This is a genomic window from Micromonospora sp. NPDC002575 (genome assembly GCF_042889525.1).
Classification (GTDB): Bacteria; Actinomycetota; Actinomycetes; order Mycobacteriales; family Micromonosporaceae; genus Micromonospora; species Micromonospora carbonacea.
Map to the genome: position 1 here is coordinate 64334 of NZ_JBIARA010000005.1, position 15891 is coordinate 80224.

15 protein-coding genes are annotated in these 15891 nt (G+C 72.3%); 2 read left to right on the top strand and 13 right to left on the bottom strand.

Annotation, left to right across the window (positions count from 1 at the left end; genetic code table 11):
* Positions 1 to 62: 62 nt before the first annotated feature.
* The 10 genes from ACFYWL_RS10060 to ACFYWL_RS10105 form a co-directional block, all read right to left on the bottom strand.
* Complete coding sequence (locus ACFYWL_RS10060; RefSeq protein ID WP_386969943.1) at positions 63 to 854, bottom strand: glycerophosphodiester phosphodiesterase; 792 nt, start codon at positions 852 to 854, stop codon at positions 63 to 65.
* Between the two features lie 18 nt (positions 855 to 872).
* A complete protein-coding gene (locus tag ACFYWL_RS10065) occupies positions 873 to 1208 on the bottom strand; it encodes a rhodanese-like domain-containing protein (RefSeq protein WP_386969946.1) in 336 nt (111 codons plus the stop codon).
* 133 nt (positions 1209 to 1341) lie between these two features.
* Entirely contained in the window at positions 1342 to 2280 is a 939-nt protein-coding gene (locus tag ACFYWL_RS10070) for an LCP family protein (RefSeq protein WP_386970544.1), read from the bottom strand.
* Between the two features lie 190 nt (positions 2281 to 2470).
* Positions 2471 to 3697, bottom strand: coding sequence for an LCP family protein (locus ACFYWL_RS10075; RefSeq protein WP_386969949.1), 1227 nt, complete (start codon positions 3695 to 3697; stop codon positions 2471 to 2473).
* A 244-nt stretch (positions 3698 to 3941) separates the two neighbouring features.
* Positions 3942 to 5171, bottom strand: a complete 1230-nt coding sequence (locus tag ACFYWL_RS10080) for an LCP family protein (RefSeq protein ID WP_386969952.1) — start codon at positions 5169 to 5171, stop codon at positions 3942 to 3944.
* A gap of 77 nt (positions 5172 to 5248) precedes the next feature.
* Complete coding sequence (locus ACFYWL_RS10085) at positions 5249 to 6226, bottom strand: NAD-dependent epimerase/dehydratase family protein (protein ID WP_386969955.1); 978 nt, start codon at positions 6224 to 6226, stop codon at positions 5249 to 5251.
* Positions 6227 to 6330: 104 nt separating this feature from the next.
* On the bottom strand, positions 6331 to 8004 hold the full coding sequence (locus ACFYWL_RS10090; RefSeq protein WP_386969957.1) for a cation acetate symporter: 1674 nt from the start codon (positions 8002 to 8004) through the stop codon (positions 6331 to 6333).
* On the bottom strand, positions 7982 to 8380 hold the full coding sequence (locus ACFYWL_RS10095) for a DUF485 domain-containing protein (RefSeq protein ID WP_386969960.1): 399 nt from the start codon (positions 8378 to 8380) through the stop codon (positions 7982 to 7984). Before ACFYWL_RS10095 ends, ACFYWL_RS10090 begins: the two co-directional genes overlap by 23 nt.
* A 161-nt stretch (positions 8381 to 8541) precedes the next feature.
* The gene (locus ACFYWL_RS10100; protein ID WP_386969963.1) at positions 8542 to 9072 is read right to left on the bottom strand and encodes a flavin reductase family protein; all 531 of its coding nucleotides are present in this window, start codon (positions 9070 to 9072) and stop codon (positions 8542 to 8544) included.
* A gap of 325 nt (positions 9073 to 9397) precedes the next feature.
* On the bottom strand, positions 9398 to 9892 hold the full coding sequence (locus ACFYWL_RS10105; RefSeq protein ID WP_386969965.1) for an SRPBCC family protein: 495 nt from the start codon (positions 9890 to 9892) through the stop codon (positions 9398 to 9400).
* Positions 9893 to 10002: 110 nt separating this feature from the next.
* Between ACFYWL_RS10105 and ACFYWL_RS10110 the strand changes: the two genes are divergently transcribed.
* Positions 10003 to 10257, top strand: coding sequence for a hypothetical protein (locus ACFYWL_RS10110; RefSeq protein WP_386969968.1), 255 nt, complete (start codon positions 10003 to 10005; stop codon positions 10255 to 10257).
* 7 nt (positions 10258 to 10264) lie between these two features.
* On the opposite strand, the gene ACFYWL_RS10115 is transcribed toward ACFYWL_RS10110, so the two are convergent.
* The 3 genes from ACFYWL_RS10115 to ACFYWL_RS10125 all read right to left on the bottom strand — a co-directional run bounded on the left by ACFYWL_RS10115 (position 10265) and on the right by ACFYWL_RS10125 (position 13458).
* Positions 10265 to 12052: an ABC transporter permease gene (locus ACFYWL_RS10115; protein ID WP_386969971.1), complete on the bottom strand. Its 1788-nt coding sequence runs from the start codon at positions 12050 to 12052 to the stop codon at positions 10265 to 10267.
* On the bottom strand, positions 12037 to 12801 hold the full coding sequence (locus ACFYWL_RS10120; RefSeq protein WP_074478090.1) for an ABC transporter ATP-binding protein: 765 nt from the start codon (positions 12799 to 12801) through the stop codon (positions 12037 to 12039). The genes ACFYWL_RS10115 and ACFYWL_RS10120 overlap by 16 nt, the downstream gene beginning before the upstream one ends.
* 117 nt (positions 12802 to 12918) lie before the next feature.
* The gene (locus ACFYWL_RS10125; RefSeq protein WP_386970547.1) at positions 12919 to 13458 is read right to left on the bottom strand and encodes a flavin reductase family protein; all 540 of its coding nucleotides are present in this window, start codon (positions 13456 to 13458) and stop codon (positions 12919 to 12921) included.
* A 583-nt stretch (positions 13459 to 14041) separates the two neighbouring features.
* Here ACFYWL_RS10125 and ACFYWL_RS10130 point away from each other — a divergent pair.
* The gene (locus tag ACFYWL_RS10130) at positions 14042 to 15847 is read left to right on the top strand and encodes a non-ribosomal peptide synthetase (protein ID WP_386969974.1); all 1806 of its coding nucleotides are present in this window, start codon (positions 14042 to 14044) and stop codon (positions 15845 to 15847) included.
* Positions 15848 to 15891: the final 44 nt, after the last annotated feature.

Here is a 15891-nt window from a genome sequence, read left to right on the forward strand (position 1 = left end):
GACACCCGCGCTGCCCGGCGAACCCGGTCTGACCAGCCAGCGGACGACGCCGCCCCGCCGGTTCACCGGCCCAGCCGGGCCAGCGTGCGCGCCGGCCGGTCGGTGATGATCCCGTCCACCCCGACGTCGAGCACCAGGTCCAGGTCGGCGGGCTCGTTGACGGTCCAGACGTACGCCTGGTGGCCGGCGGCCCGCAGCGCGGGCACCAGACGCGGCCGGGCCCGGACCAGCTCGATTCCCGGCCCGGCGATGCGGGTGCCGAAGGGCAGCCGGCCGAGCCGCAGCCAGCGTGGCAGCACCTCCAACAGGAGCACCGTGGGCAGCTCGGGGGCGAGGACGCGGACGCGGCGCACGGCCAGCGGCGAGAAGGACATCACGGTGACCTGGACCGGGGCGTCGGGGCGCGGCTCGGCCAGACCGTACCGGCGCAGCAGGGCCACCAGCCGGCGCTCCACGTGCCCGCCGTACCGCGAGGGGTGCTTCGTCTCGATCAGCAGCCGCACCGGGCGGCCGGCGGCCAGCACCGCGTCGAGCAGCCGCTGGAGGGTGAGCAGCCGGGTGCGCGACTCGTCGGGTGGATCGTCGCCGTCGGGCGGCGCGCAGCCCGGGTGCCAGGAGCCGAAGTCCAACGCCTCCAGCTCCGCCAGCGTGCGGACGCTGACCAGGCCGGTGCCGTTGCTGGTGCGGTCCAGCCGCCGGTCGTGGACGCAGACCAGGTGCCCGTCGCGGGTCAGCCGGACGTCGCACTCCAGCCCGTCGACGCCCTCGTCGAGGGCCCGCAGGTACGCGGCGAGCGTGTGCTCCGGCAGATCCGCCGAGGAGCCGCGGTGCGCGAAGACCAGGGGGTCACCCATGCCCGTCGCCCGTCGCTCTCAGATGACCTGGCCCGGCCCGCCGTCCCCGGCCACCACGGGTCGCCCGACGGCCGCCCACTGGCGCATGCCGCCGTCGGCGTTGCGCACCTGGTCCCAGCCGTTGTTCAGCAGGTACGCCACCACCTGCGCCGAGCGCCCGCCGGAGCGGCAGATGACCGCCACGTCCCGGTCGGTGGGCACCTCGGCCATCCGGGCGGGCACCTCCATCATCGGCAGGTGGTGGGCGCCGGGGGCGTGCCCGGCGGCCCACTCGTCGTCCTCGCGGACGTCGAGCAGGTAGGTGTCGTCGGCGATCTCGGTCACGGGCACGGTGGGAACCTGGGGTCCGAACACGGTCACCAAGCCTAGAGCCTCGCCCGGCCGCGCGTCCGGGGGCGTGCGAATCCGGGCGGGTCGGGACGAATCAGCAGGTCAGCAGGGGGACGTCAGCAGGTCGGCAGGGGGTCGGCGGCAGGGTGGAGGCGGCTCAGAGGCGGGTCACCCAGCGTGGGTTGGCCTGGACCCAGCCGGGCATGCGGGCGCGCCGGACCGCGTCGAAGAGAGCGTTCCCCCCGCCGTCGAGCACGACGTACGAGGTCCCGTCGATGGTCTGCGGGTGGGAGGGCACCTGGACGCCCGTCAGCGCGTCCGGGGGGAGGTCCCGGAGGGTGAGCAGCAGGTCCTCCAGGGGCACGCCGTTGGTGTCGACGGTCAGCGACGCGCCGACGGCCCGGATGAGCCGGTCGAGCCGCACCGGGTCGCGGCGCAGGTTCGTCTCGCCGGCCCGGTCCAGCATCGCCCGCAGGAGCTGCTGCTGGTGGCGCTGCCGGTCGTAGTCGCCGCCGGGCAGGTCGTAGCGCTGGCGGACGTAGTCCAGCGCCCGCGCGCCGTCCATCTCCTGGCAGCCGGGGCTGAACAGGGTGCCCGTGTGGATCGAGCGGACCTCGGTGTCGACGCACATGCGCACCCCGCCGAGGAGGTCGATCACCTGCCGCAGCCCGGCGAAGTCGATCAGGGCGGCCCCGTCGAAGCGTAGGCCGGTGAGCCGGGTCAGGGTGGCCGAGAGGAGCTGGACGCCGGTTTCGCCGCCTCCGCCGTGCTCGTACGCCGCGTTGAGCTTGTCGCTGCCGCCGCCGTAGCCGTTCGCCCCGGGCGGAATGCTGACCAACAGGTCGCGGGGGAACGAGACCAGATAGGCCCGTTTCGTGTCGGCCGGCACGTGCACCACGAGGATGGTGTCCGAGCGCTGGTCGTCGCCGGCCGCGCCGGGCCGCCGGTCCGAGCCGACGAGGAGGTAGTTGAGCGCCCCGTCGAGGTCCGTCCGGTCGCGTCGGGCGTCCGCGTCGAGCAGGTCCTCCCGGGTCACCGTGCGCTCGTACCGGTGGCCGAGCACCCGGAGCCCGACCACCCCGCCGGCGGCCAGCAGCGCCAGGGCGAGGCCGACGCCGAGCAGGATCCGGCTCCAACGGGGTACGCCTCGACGGGTCCGTCCCCGCCGGCCCCGTCCGGTTTCTTCCGACCTGGCCGTGACGCCCCCCGCCGCCGTACGTGAATGGTTCTCACGTCAGGCTACGGGGGGCGTCGGGTCCGGCGGGTGGTTTCCCCTGATCAGGGTGCTACTTGCGGGTCGACAGCACGTTCGGGTTGGCGTAGACGAACTCGGCCAGCTTGTCGTTCTTGACCGCCTGGAACATCTCCATGGTCTGCGGGCTCAGCGACTCCTTCGTGCCGCTGGCGTTCGCGTGGAAGGTGCCGCCGTTGGTCCGCAGCGTGGTCAGGTCGTTCCCGGTGACCCCGCGCATCGTGTAGATGAAGTCGATGATCGGCACCCCGCCGGTGTCCAGGACGAACGCCTTGCCGGCCGCCTTGATCAGCCCGTTGAGCTTCACCGGGTTGGTCAGCGTGCCGTTCTCGGTCGCCTTCTTCGCCATCGCCTTGATCAGCTGCTGCTGGTTCTGCTGGCGGTCGTAGTCGCTGTTCGGCAGGCCGTAGCGCTGGCGGGCGTAGTCGAGGGCGGCCCAGCCCTTCATGTCCCGGCAGCCCTTCTTGTGCACCACCGGGGTCATCGGCTTGCCGGTCTTCTTCGCGTCGGCGTTCCACATCGGCTTGCCGTCGACGTACGACATGTGGTGCGACTTGACCTCGTGGCTCACGCAGATCCGCACGGTGCCGAGGGCGTCGATGACGCCCTTGAAGCCGCCGAAATTGATGATGGCCGCGCCGTCGAAGCTGATCCCCGTCATCTTCTTGATCGTCTGCGCCATGAGCTGCGCGCCGCCCTCCCAGCCGCCGCCGTTGCGGGCGCCCGCCTGGAACGCTGCGTTGATCTTGTCGGTGCCGCCCCCGTAGCCGCTCTTCTTGAACGCCGGGATCTGCGCCTCGGTGTCGCGCGGAATGGAGATCAGGTACGCCTGGTCGTGCGAGGCGGGGATGTGCAGCACGATGATCGTGTCGGCCCGGACGTCGTCGGCGGCCCAGCGCTCGCGGGCGTCCACGCCGAGCAGCAGCATGTCGATCGGGCCGTCCAGGCTCGCCCCGCCCTCGGCGTCGGACTTGCCGGCGTCGCCGAGCAGGTTGCGCTGCGCGATGTTGCCGGTGGCCTGGTTGATGAACGCCTTGCTGCCGACGATGGCGATCCCGCTCGTCATCATCAGGATCGCGCCGAAGACGACGGTGAGGCGGGCCCACAGCGGGTCCTTGCGTCGCTTCTTGCGCTTACGGGCGGGGACGTCGGCGGGCGGTCGGCCGCCGCTGCGGGGCTGCGACGGGATGGCCGACGGCACCCGTGCGACCGCGCCGACGGGCTCCTGCGACGGAGGGCGACGGCTGGTATGAACCGGCATGCGTGCTCCAGCTCGCGTGATCGGGGGGCGGGACCACTGTACGTACCGCTTCCCGTCAAGGCGAGTTCGTCCCCCGGCTATTCGCAGTTATCTTGGTAGTTGCCTGCGGAATTCATCCGTTCGGTCGACAGAAAGCGGCCGGTCGGCGGTAGGGCCCCCGGTGAAACGGGGTCCGGCCGCCGACCGGCGCTGACGTGTGTCGAAGTAACGACCACGTGAATCGGTCTCCGTTACCGGAAACTCGTTACCCGGAACTGCCCTCCGGCGGGTTGGCCTTCACCCAGTCCGCCATCTTGTCCGCCGTCATCGCCTGGTACATGGCCAGCGCCTTCTCCCGGTCCGAGACCACCACCGACTCGCCGTTGATCGTGTCGCTGCCCGAGTTCGGGCTGGTGATGAAGATCAGATTCTCCCCGCGCAGGCTGCGGAACTGCACCGCCATGTCGACCAGCGAGAAGCCCTGGTCCACGGTCACCGCGTCCGTCACCGACTGGAGGAACGCGTTGAGCTTCTTCGGGTTGGTCAGCGTGCCCGTGCTGGCTGCCTTGTCCAGCAGGGCCTTGAGGAACTCCTGCTGGTGGCGCATGCGCGCGAAGTCGCCGTCGGGGAACTGCTTGCGCTGCCGGATCCAGTCCAGCGCCTCCGCGCCGTTCATGTGCATGGTGCCCTTGGTGAACTTGCGGTACGGCTTGTGGATCGAGGTGATCGACCGCTCCACCTTCAGGTCGACCCCGCCGAGCGCGTCGGTGACCTGCTTGAACCCGGCGAAGTCGATCGCCATCACGTTGTCGATGCGGACGTCGGTGAAGCACTCCACCGTCTTCACCGCCAGCGGCAGGCCGCCGAACGCGAACGCGGCGTTGATCTTCGCCCGCTGCCCCGATCCGCAGTCCGCCTGGGCGTTCTCCGGGATCGGCACGTACAGGTCGCGGGGGATGGAGACCAGGTAGGCGGACTTGTGGTCGGCCGGGATGTGCATGACGATGATCGTGTCGGCCCGCCACTGGCTCTGCTGGTCCACCGGGGCGTCCGGGTCCCGCGAGTCGCTGCCGACCAGCAGGATGTTCAGCGCCCCGTCCACCGCCTTCGGCGGCCGGCCGCCGGTCAGCTCCGAGAACGGGTCGGTGCGGGCCAGATCCTGGTTGAGGTTGCGGGTGTAGAGCCACGCACCCACCCCACCGAGCAGCGCGAGGACGAGCACCGCCACACCGGCCACCAGGCCGATCCGGCCCCACCTCGGGCGCGGCCCGCGCCCACCGGCCCGCCGGGGAGCGCCCGGTCCACCGGGCCCCCCGGGGCCGTCCGACCCGCCGAAGCCGCCGCCCCGGGGCCGGTCGTCGTGGGTGGGATACCACTGGGCCCCGGGCACGCGGGCGCGCCCCGGGCCGCCCTGGTCGGGGCCGGGCACCGGGGCACGCCCCGCGTTGCGGCGCAGGTGTGGGATCGGAACGCCGGCGGAAGCGGTCGCTGACATGTACCCGAGGGTACGTAGCTCCGTCGAGGGCCGCCCTCAACCGCAGGTCAGCCGGCGGGCCGTGGCGTGCCGGTCGGCTACCCTAGCCGCTCACGGAAGTGCTCGATCGTGCGTCGGAGGCCGTCTTCGGGCGCCACCGCCGGCTCGTATCCGAGCAGTTCACGGGCGAGGGTGAGGTCGGGGCGGCGCATCTCCGGGTCGTCGGCCGCCCGGGTGACGTACGTCACCTCGGACGTGCTGTCGGAGAGTGACACGATCAACTCGGCCAGTTGCCGCATGGTCAGCTCGTGCTCGGTGCCGCAGTTGACCGGGCCGGTCTCCGTCGAGTCGAGCAGCAGCAGGATGCCGCGCACCAGGTCCTCGACGTAGCAGATCGACCGGGTCTGGTTGCCGGTGCCGTGCACGGTGATCGGCTCGCCGCGCAGCGCCTGCGAGATGAACGTCGGGATCGCCCGGCCGTCGTCCGGCCGCATCCGCGGGCCGTACGTGTTGAAGATGCGCACGATCGCGGCGTCCAGTCCCCGGTGCCGGTGGTAGGCCATCGTGGCCGCCTCCGAGAACCGCTTCGCCTCGTCGTAGACGCTGCGCACGCCGATCGGGTTGACGTTGCCCCAGTACGTCTCGCGCTGCGGGTGCTCCTTCGGGTCCCCGTACGCCTCGGAGGTGGAGGCCATCAGGAACCGCGCGCCGTCGGCGACCGCGCGGTCCAGCAGGTGCAGGGTCGCCACCGACCCGACCCGGAGGATCTCCACCGGCAGGGTGGCGAAGTCGGTGGGGCTGGCCGGGGAGGCCATGTGCAGGATCGCGTCGAACCGCTCGGCCAGCGCCGGGTGGTGGGTCGGCAGCCCGTCGGAGATGTCCGCCTCGACGAGCGTGAAGTTCGGCTTGTCGTGCAAGTGGGCCACGTTGTCCTTGGAGCCGGTGACGAAGTTGTCCAGTGCCACCACCGTGCAGCCGCGGGCGACGAGTGTGTCGACCAGGTGCGACGGCACGAAGCCGGCGCCGCCGGTGACGAGGACGCGGTGACCGGGACCGAAGCGCGGGGCAACCTTCATGCCGACCAGCCTATACAGGCACGAGATGGAAGGAAGGGCCCCCTGTTAACGCGAAACGTTGTACAGGGGGCCCCTGCTAACAGCTCGGCTGCTGCGTACCGGGCTCAGTGCGCGCCGGCGCCGGTGAGGGAACGCACCTCCAGCTCGGCGTACTTCTCCTCGTCGCTCTCCTTGGAGATCATCGTGCCGATCCATCCGCACAGGAACCCGAACGGGATGGAGAGGATGCCCGGGTTGGACAGCGGGAACCAGTGCCAGTCGTGGTCCGGGAACATCGACGTCGGCGCCCCGGAGACCACCGGCGAGAAGAACACCAGCAGCACGGCGGCGAGCAGGCCGCCGTAGATCGCCCAGACCGCGCCGGAGGTGTTGAACCGCTTCCAGAACAGGCTGTAGAGGATCGCCGGCAGGTTGCCCGAGGCGGCCACCGCGAACGCGAGCGCCACCAGGAAGGCCACGTTCAGGCTCTGCGCGTAGATCGACAGGGCGATCGAGACCGCGCCGATGACCAGCGCCGAGACCCGGGCCACCCGGACCTCCTGGCGCTCCGACGCCTGCCCGTTCTTGATGACGTTGGCGTAGAAGTCGTGCGCCAGGCTGGACGACGAGGCCAGGGTGAGCCCCGCGACCACCGCCAGGATGGTGGCGAAGGCCACCGCCGCGATGATCGCCAGCATGGTCGCGCCACCGAGGTCGCCGCCGAGGAAGTCGATGCCCAGCCGCTCGGCGAGCTGTGGCGCGGCGGTGTTGCCGGCCTTGTCCTGCGCGGTGATCGCCGGGCCGCCCACCAGGGCCGCCGCGCCGAAGCCGAGGGCCAGGGTGAGCAGGTAGAACGCGCCGATGATGCCGATCGCCCAGAGCACGCTCTTGCGGGCCGCCCTGGCGGTCGGCACGGTGTAGAACCGGATCAGGATGTGCGGCAGGCCCGCCGTGCCGAGCACCAGCGCGATGCCGAGCGAGAGCAGGTCGACCTTGTTGTAGAACGTCTGTGTCGCGTTACCGGCCACCTCGACGCCGTACCGCAGGCCGGGTTCGAGGAAGGCGCTGCCCTTGCCCGAGGAGGCGGCGGCGTCGCCGAGCAGCGACGACAGGTTGAACTTGTACTTCGCCAGGACCAGCAGGGTCATCACCAGCGCGCCGGTCATCAGCAGGAACGCCTTGACGATCTGGACGTACGTGGTGCCCTTCATGCCGCCCACGGTGACGTAGATGATCATCAGGGCGCCGACCATGATGATCGTGGCGACCTTCGCGGTGTCGGCGTCCATGCCGAGGAACGTGGTGCCCGGCTTGATGCCCAGCAGCAGCGCCACCAGCGCGCCCGCGCCGACCATCTGGGCCAGCAGGTAGAAGATGGACACGGTGATGGTGGAGACCGCCGCCGCCGTGCGGACCGGCCGCTGGCGCATCCGGAACGCCAGCACGTCCGCCATCGTGTAGCGGCCCGAGTTGCGCAGCAGCTCGGCGACGAGCAGCAGCGCCACCAGCCAGGCGACCAGGAAGCCGATCGAGTAGAGGAAGCCGTCGTAGCCGTACAGGGCGATGATGCCGGCGATGCCGAGGAACGACGCGGCCGACATGTAGTCGCCGCCGATCGCCATGCCGTTCTGGAAGCCGGAGAAGGACCGGCCGCCCGCGTAGAAGTCGGTGGCGGTCTTGGTCTGCCGGCTGGCCCAGATGGTGATGGCCAGGGTCACCGCCACGAACACCAGGAACAGCGTGATGGTCAGGTTGCGGGCGGTGCCGCTGCCCGACTCAGCCGCGAGGACCGGGTACATGGGTCACCTCCCCCATCTCGGCGCGGATGCGGTCGGCGATCGGGTCGATCTTCCGGTCGGCGAACCGCGAGTAGAGCCACGCGATCAGGAACGTCGAGACGAACTGGAGCAGGCCGAAGATCAGGGCGACGTTGATGTTGGTGCCGAACAGCCTCGTGCCCATGAAGTCCCGCGCGTACGCGGAGAGGATCACGTAGAGCGCGTACCAGAGGAAGAACGCGACGGTCATCGGGAAGATGAAGCCGCGCAGGGCGCGACGCAACCCGGCGAACTCGTCCGAACGCTGCACAGCGAGGTACCGGTCCGCCGTGGACGCGGCCGGGGCCGGAGTCTCCGGCTCGGTCGGTGCGTCCGGCGGGGGTGTGTCCGTGGACATCTGTAGATCACCACCTTCACAGGCGTAGGGGGTTTCGCGCACGGTAGGAACCGCGCGCCCCGCCCGGGAAGACGTGGATCGACAAGGGTCTCCACCTGCGCCGAGCGGTCGCCTGCCTGCGCCGAGTGACCCAGGTCACTCCGGTGACCGGTAGCGGCTGGTCAGCCCAGCTCGTGGTAACGACCCCGGTAGTGCAGCAGCGGCACGCCCTCCCCCGTCAGGCTGATGCACTCGATGGTGGCCTCGACGAGCAGCGCCCAGCCGTACTCGCGGGCGGTGTCGAGCCGGCACCCCGCCCAGCCGGCGGCGTCGGTCGGCACCGGGCCGTACTCGGTCTCGGACCACTCGCCGGTGGCGAAGAGGCCGCCCGGCGACGGGAACAGGCCGGCGAACCGGTCGGCGAGCTGCCGGTGCGGCGGACCCAGCGGCGCGACGGCGAACCGCCCCGCCGCCTCGACCGCCGCCCACAGGTCCGACTCCGCGTCGACCAGGCCCAGCAACCGGTCCGGCTCTCCCTCGGCGACCAGCGTGGAGGACACGGTGAGGCCGGCGGGGCCCGGCGCGGTCCACAGCGTGACCGGCGCGGCGAGCCGGCCCCGCAGCCGCCGGGCCGGGGACTTCTGTCCCGCTGGTACGGCGAACGGGTCGACGTGATGGATCTCGGCACCCGGCTCTGGATTCACGTGAAACATTGTGACCCCGCCCGGCCCTCGCCGGTCCCCGCTTCCGGCCGCCGCTTCCGGCTCTCGCTTCGGGTACGGCGACGCGCGTCGTCCGACGCCGCCAACCGCCGCGCCCCCTTTGCTCTGCACCCGGATACGCATCGCTCACCGAGCGCAACCGTTCGCCGCGTCGCGCGCTTGGTCTGCCCCGCATCGGTGCAGCTCAGCAAGGTGCTGCGCGGATGGGTGCAGAGCAAAGGGAGGGATGGGTCCCGGCGGGTCGGGAGGGAAGACTACGCAGAGCAACGGAGAGAGGCAGGGCGGAGAGGGGCGGGACCTCGGGGGTCACTCGTCGTCACCCGTCGGCGTGAAGGGCGCGGCGGGCGGCGGCCAGCACCTCCGGGTCGGTGCAGCCGACGGCGTACCCGGCGATCCGGCGGCGGATGTCCCGGCCGAGCAGCCAACTCCCGACCCGGTGCGCGACGGGGCGAAGGAACGCCGGGCGACAGCGGAAGTGGTACCGCCAGGTGGCGACCGACGTGCCGGGCTCCGGGCCGGGGGCGAACCTCCACCCGCCCGCGAACATCTCGAAGAACCACGGGCCCCGCACCATCTTCATCCCGACGTGGCTCGGCGGCGCGAAGGAGACGTACTCGCTGACCATCGTGAGGCCGTGCCGGGAACGGGTGAAGGTGCGCACGCCCTTGCCCGGGCGCGTGGCCCCGTCGGTGAAGTGCTGCTCGCGGACGAACGGGTCCCAGCGGTAGCGCGCCGGCGCGACGGTCTGCGACACCGCGAAGGCCAGCTCGGGCGGCACCGGGACGGTGATCACCGACTCGACGACAGGCATCGCCCCATTGTGCCGTCCGCCGGCACAAGCACCCCCCGGGCACGGGCCGGGCCGGCGGCGCCCCGGGCACGGGCCGGCCGCGCGTGCGGCGGGCTCCTATCGTGCCGGGCATGAGTCCCGTGACGCCGCAGCAGCTCGCCCAGGCCCGCGTCGTGGCCGCCGACGCCGTGCTCCGCAACGAGGTGGACTTCCGGGGCTACCCGCACCGGCACCTCGCGGTCGCCGCCCGCCCGCGCCTGACGAGCAGCGGCGTCACCCAGCTCATGGAGGCCGTCGAATACCTCACCCACTACGGGTGGGAACTGGTCAACGTCAGCGCCGTCGGCAACAACAACCTGCTCTACGCGTTCCTGCGCCGCCGCTGAGCCGTGCTCAGCGGCGCGGGGTCACGGCCGTCAGCAGCTCGGGGGCCCGCCGGTCCAGCACGTCACCGGCCAGGTACGCGCCGAGCAGCGCCGCGCCCAGCCCGTACGCCAGCCCCAGCGGCGGGGCCAGCCAGAGCCAGGCGTCGCCGAGCAGCGCCGCGGCGACCACCATCGGCACGCTCGCCGCCGCCGTGCCGAGCATCGACAGCAGGGTGAGAAAGCTCTTCGCGACCCCGGCCCCGCTGTTCATCGCGAACGGGTTGCTCGTCTCCGGCAGCGAGTACGCCCCCAGCACCGAGACGAAGGCGCTGATCGCCAGCCCCGCCCCGTACGAGGCGAGGAGGCTGCCCGCCATGACGCCCAGCCACGTCGGCCGGCCCAGCAGCACCGCCAGGGCCGCCGCGACGACGGCGAGCATCGGCAGGACGTACACCGAGAAGGCGGCCATCCGGGCCCGCAGCTCCAGCCGGCCGGGGACCCCGGCGACCACGTTCGCCGCGTACGCGCTGCCGTCGAAGCCGAACTGGTTGGCCAGGGTCACCGAGGCGAGCAGGCCGACGAAGACCATCGAGATGCTGACCAGCACCGGGGACGAGTTGGGGGCGGCGAGCTCCATGCCCTCCCCCGTGGAGAAGCTCGCCCCGCCGAAGTTGACCATCACCGGCACGAAGATGCCCACCACGGCGATCGTGATCAGGTTGGCCCGCCGCCGGGCGTCCCGCCACCAGTAGCGACACTCCCGGGCCACCAGCGCGCCGAACCGGTCCCGCCGGGCCCAGCCGACCGCCCTCGGAAAAAGCTGCCCGACCGCACCGGCGCCGACCGCACCGGCGCCGGCCCTCGCCGGACCGTCGCCGGTCTTCGCCGCGCCGCCGCGCGCCCTGACCCGGCCGCCGCTGGCCGCGCCGACCATGGCCGACTCCAGCGACCGGGACCACCACCACAGCAGCGCCCCGATCGTCAGCGCGGTGATCAGCAGCTTCACCGGCACCGCCCAGGCCCGCCCCTCGGCCACGTCGACGCCGATCGTCCACGGCGCGCCGAACGGGGTCCAGCCGACGACCCGGGCCACCCCGGTCAGCCGGTCCCAGTCGGCCTGCTGCACGGCGGCCAGCACCACGATCTGCAACGGGCCGAGCAGCGCGGCGAGCACCGCCAGCAGCACGGCCGCCAGGTCGCGTACCCGACGGGAGCGCAACATGGTCGCGAACGCGCTGGTCATCGCCCGGCTGGCCGCGACGCAGAGCAGCAGCCCGGCGACCACCCCGACGGCCGCGACGAGCGCCGCCGCCCCGCCACCGAGCAGGCCCGCGCTGAGCACCAGGCCGCCGGTCGCGATCAGCGCCGCCACCGCCGGGACGCTGACCAGCGCGGCGGCGAACAGCCCGGTGACCAGGGTGCGCCGGGACAGCGGCAGCAGGGCGAACCGGGCCGGGTCGAGCGTCTCGTCCACCCCGAAGAAGACCAGCGGCAGCAGCAGCCAGCCGAGCACCAGCAGGCCGCCGCCGAACGCGGCGGCCATCAGCGCGTACGTCGGCTCGTCGGCCAGCCCGGGGGCGGCGAGCAGGAAGAAGCCGGTGGCCGCGAACCAGAGCCCGGCGATGACCCCGCCCACGAACATGGCGATCCGCCAGCCCTGCCCCCGGAAGTTGTTGCCCATCACCCGCAGCTTCAGCCGGACGAAGTGCCGGGCCGAGACGGGGCGGACCCGCTCGGCCGGCTGCCCGGCCGGCCCGGTCACCGTGACGGCCGCGCCCGGTCCCCGCTGGTCCGAACCGGTCACCGGGACAGCCACGCCAGCTCCTCGCCGGTCGCCGTGCGCCCGCCGACCACCTCGACGAACACGTCCTCCAGCGAGCGGTCGCCGCGCACCTCGTCGAGCGTGCCGACCCGCTTGATCGTCCCCTCGGCGAGGATCGCGACGTGCGAGCAGAGCCGCTCGACGACCTCCATGACGTGGCTGGAGAAGATGACCGTCCCGCCGCCGACGACGTACCGGTGCAGGATGTCCCGGATCAGCGCCGCCGACACCGGGTCGACCGCCTCGAACGGCTCGTCGAGCACCAGCAGCCGGGGCCCGTGCAGCAGCGCGCAGGCCAGGCCGATCTTCTTCTTCATGCCCGCCGAGTAGTCCACGACCAGGGTCCGGCCGGCGTCGCCGAGGGCGAGCACGTCGAGCAGCTCGGCCGCGCGCTGGTCGACCACCGCCGGGTCCATGCCGCGCAACAGACCGTGGTACGCCAGCAGCTCCGCCCCGCTGAGCCGGTCGAACAGCCGTACGCCGTCGGGCATCACGCCGAGGAGCTGCTTCGCCCGGACCGGGTCGGCCCACACGTCATGCCCGAGCACCCAGGCGCCGCCCGCGTCGGGGCGCAGCAGCCCGACCGCCATGGACAGGGTGGTGGTCTTGCCGGCGCCGTTCGGGCCGAGCAGCCCGTAGAACGAACCGGCCGGCACGTCGAGGTCGACACCGGCCACCGCCACCTTGCCGTCGAACCGCTTGGCGAGGCCACGCAGCGCGAGCGCGGGGTGCTCATCAGTCATGCACCGACCGTATCCGGCGCTGGCCAGCGACCGCTCCCGCCCAGGGACGACCTGCGCCTCCTCCCCGGGCAGGAGGCGGCCGGCTCCCGCTGCCCGGGGTCGCCCGCCCTGTCGCGCTCAGTGAGCGAAGCGGCCGTACCGACCGCGAAGGAACAGCAGGGGCTGCCCGTCCGGCCGGCCGTGCAGGTGGTGCACCCGCAGCACCACGATGACGTGGTCGCCGGCGTCGTGCTCGGCTTCCACGGCACCCTCCACCCAGGCCACCACGCCGGCCAGCACCGGCGCGCCGCCGGGGGACAGCTCCCAGTCGAGGCCCCGGAACCGGTCCACCCGGGCGGTGGCCATGCGTTCGCAGACGGCCTGCTGTTCGACGCCGAGGATGTTCACGCAGAGCCGGTCGGCGGTGCGCATGATCGGCCAGCTCCCGCTGCCCCGGCCGACGCAGAAGGAGACCAGCGGCGGGCGCAACGAGACGGACGCGAACGAGTTCACGGTGAGGCCGACCGGCCGGTTGGATGCGGGGTCGAGGGCCGTCACCGCCGTGACACCTGTGGCGAAATGTCCCAGGACGTGCCTGAAATGGTCGGGTTCAACCGTTGACGCGGATGGGTTCACGAGCCTGTCCTCCCGTTCCGGTCGCCGCCGGCCCGCGATCACCTGGCGCGGGCACGGTGCGATCGACCCGTTGGCCGAAGTGAATTGCGGCACGTCGGCAAGATCGGGTTTGGTCAGCATTAATGCAGGTGGCGCGGCGAACCATTCGAGGATGGTCCGGAATTGCCGGTGTCGGAGTGTGCTCCACGATTGAAGCGACCGCGATGATAACGGACATCGGCTCGTCCCGGAGGGCGCCTACTTTCCGTGACGCGCCTCGGTGGATCGTTCCGGTGCGCCCGGACGGGACCGTGATGGTGCCAGACAATTGCTGGTCATGGCTGTAGGGAGGGCGTCCTGTGCCGCGCCGGAAGCCGGGTCCGGCGCGATGCGTAGCGGCTCGGAATCTTCACCCTGCGTCACCAAGATTGGGGTGAAACCGCCCATTCTTGCCCCGCCGACACCTCCCGGCCGCGCCCAACCCGTGTGACGGGTATCACTATTGCGCCTTGTGGCATCTTGGTAACGTGGCGTGGGACTACCGCGGGAATCCATTGTCATCCATGATGCCCCCGCTCGTTGGTCGCTAGCGCATTCAGGGGGGAATGTGTTGCCAGCAGAATGTTCGCGAGCGGTGCCTTCACTCGTGGCACGCTGGGTCCAGAGCCGACCGGACAGCCCGGCCATTATCGATCCGACCTGCGAAGAAGCGACGAGCTACGCGCAATTGTGGCGGTCCTCCGGCGCGCTGGCCCGGCACCTGCGTCGGCTGGGCGTCGGCCGGGGCGAGGTGGTGGCCCTCTCCCTGCCACGCGGTCGGTCGCTGATCGTGGCGATGCTCGCCGTCGCGCGTGCCGGCGCGGCGTACCTGCCGGTCGACCCGGCGGCACCGGTGGACCGGGTGCGCCGGACGCTCGACGCCGCAGGCGTCTCCGTGGTGATCGCCGACCACGACGAGCCGTGGCTCGGCACCGCCCGGCGCGTCGACCCGACGCCCCCCGGCGACCCGATCGCACCCGGCCCGGCCCCGGACCCGATCGACGCGGACGCCCCGATCGACATGGACGCCCCGATCGACGCGGACGATCCGGTCTACGTGATGTTCACGTCCGGCTCGACCGGCGAGCCGAAGGGGGTCGTGGTTCCGCACCGGGCGGTGGCCCGGCTGGTGGTCGAGCCGCTGTTCTGCACCGTCGCGCCCGGCGATCGGGTCGCCCACACCTCGAACCCGGCGTTCGACGCCAGCACCTTCGAGGTCTGGGGGGCGCTCGCCGCCGGTGGCTGCGTGGTGCCCCTGCCCGCGGTGACCGACCTGCCCCTCGACGAGTGGACGGCGCAACTGGCCGGCCTGTCGGTCGACGTGCTGTTCCTGACCACCTCGTTGTTCCACATGATCGCCCGGGAACGTCCGGCCGCGCTGCGGACCGTCGGCACCGTCCTCGTCGGCGGTGAGCAGCTGGACCTGTCCGCCGCGCGACGGGTGCTCGCCGGCTCGCCCCCCGCACGGCTGGTCAACGGGTACGGCCCGACCGAGACCACCACCTTCGCCGCGTACCACGACTGCACGCCGGAGAGCCTGGCGGGCCGGGAGCGGGTCCCGGTGGGCCGCCCCCTCCAGCGCACCAGCCTGCACGTGCTCGGCCCGGACCTCGCCGAGGTCCCCGCGGGCGAGGTCGGCGAGCTGTACATCGGTGGTCCCGGCGTGGCCCTGGGCTACCTCGGTCGCCCCGACCTGACCGCCGAGCGGTTCGTCACCCGGCCGGGCGTCGACGGGCGGCTCTACCGCTCCGGTGACCTGGCCCGCAGGCTGCCCGACGGTCTCTTCGAGGTGCTGGGCCGGCGGGACCGGCAGGTGAAGGTGCGGGGCTTCCGCATCGAGCTCGACGAGATCGAGCTGGCGATCACCGCCACGGGCCTCGCCGACGCGGCGTACGCCGAGAAGCTCGGCGACGGGCCGCAGGCGCTGCTCGCCGTGGCCGTCGTTCCGGCGGCCGGGCGGCTGGACCTCACCGAGCTGGCCCGGCGGCTGGCGGAGCAGGTCCCCGACTACATGGTGCCCTCCCGGTGGGTTCCGCTCGACCGACCGCCGATCGGGCCGACCGGCAAGGTGGACCGGGCCGCCGTCGCCCGGCTGCTGGCGGAGTCCGGCCCGGACGCCGCCACCCCCTGCCCGGCCGGGGTCGACACCGACGGGGCCGCAGCCGACGCCGGGCCGGAGGCCGATCCGGTGACCGCCGCCCTCCGGGTGATCTGGCGGGACGTGGTCGGCAGCGAGCCCACCGCGACCCGCAACTTCCTGGAGATGGGCGGCAACTCGATCATGGCCGTCCAGCTCGCCGGGCGGGTCCAGGACCGCCTCGGCGTCCGGTCCGAGCCGCACGACGTGCTGCTGGCCGAGTCGTTCGCCCACCTGGCCGACCAGATCAGGGTCGCGCTCGACCGCACACACTGATCGACCGTCCGGAGCACGCCGACGCGCGGAGCCGGTCGCCGGGG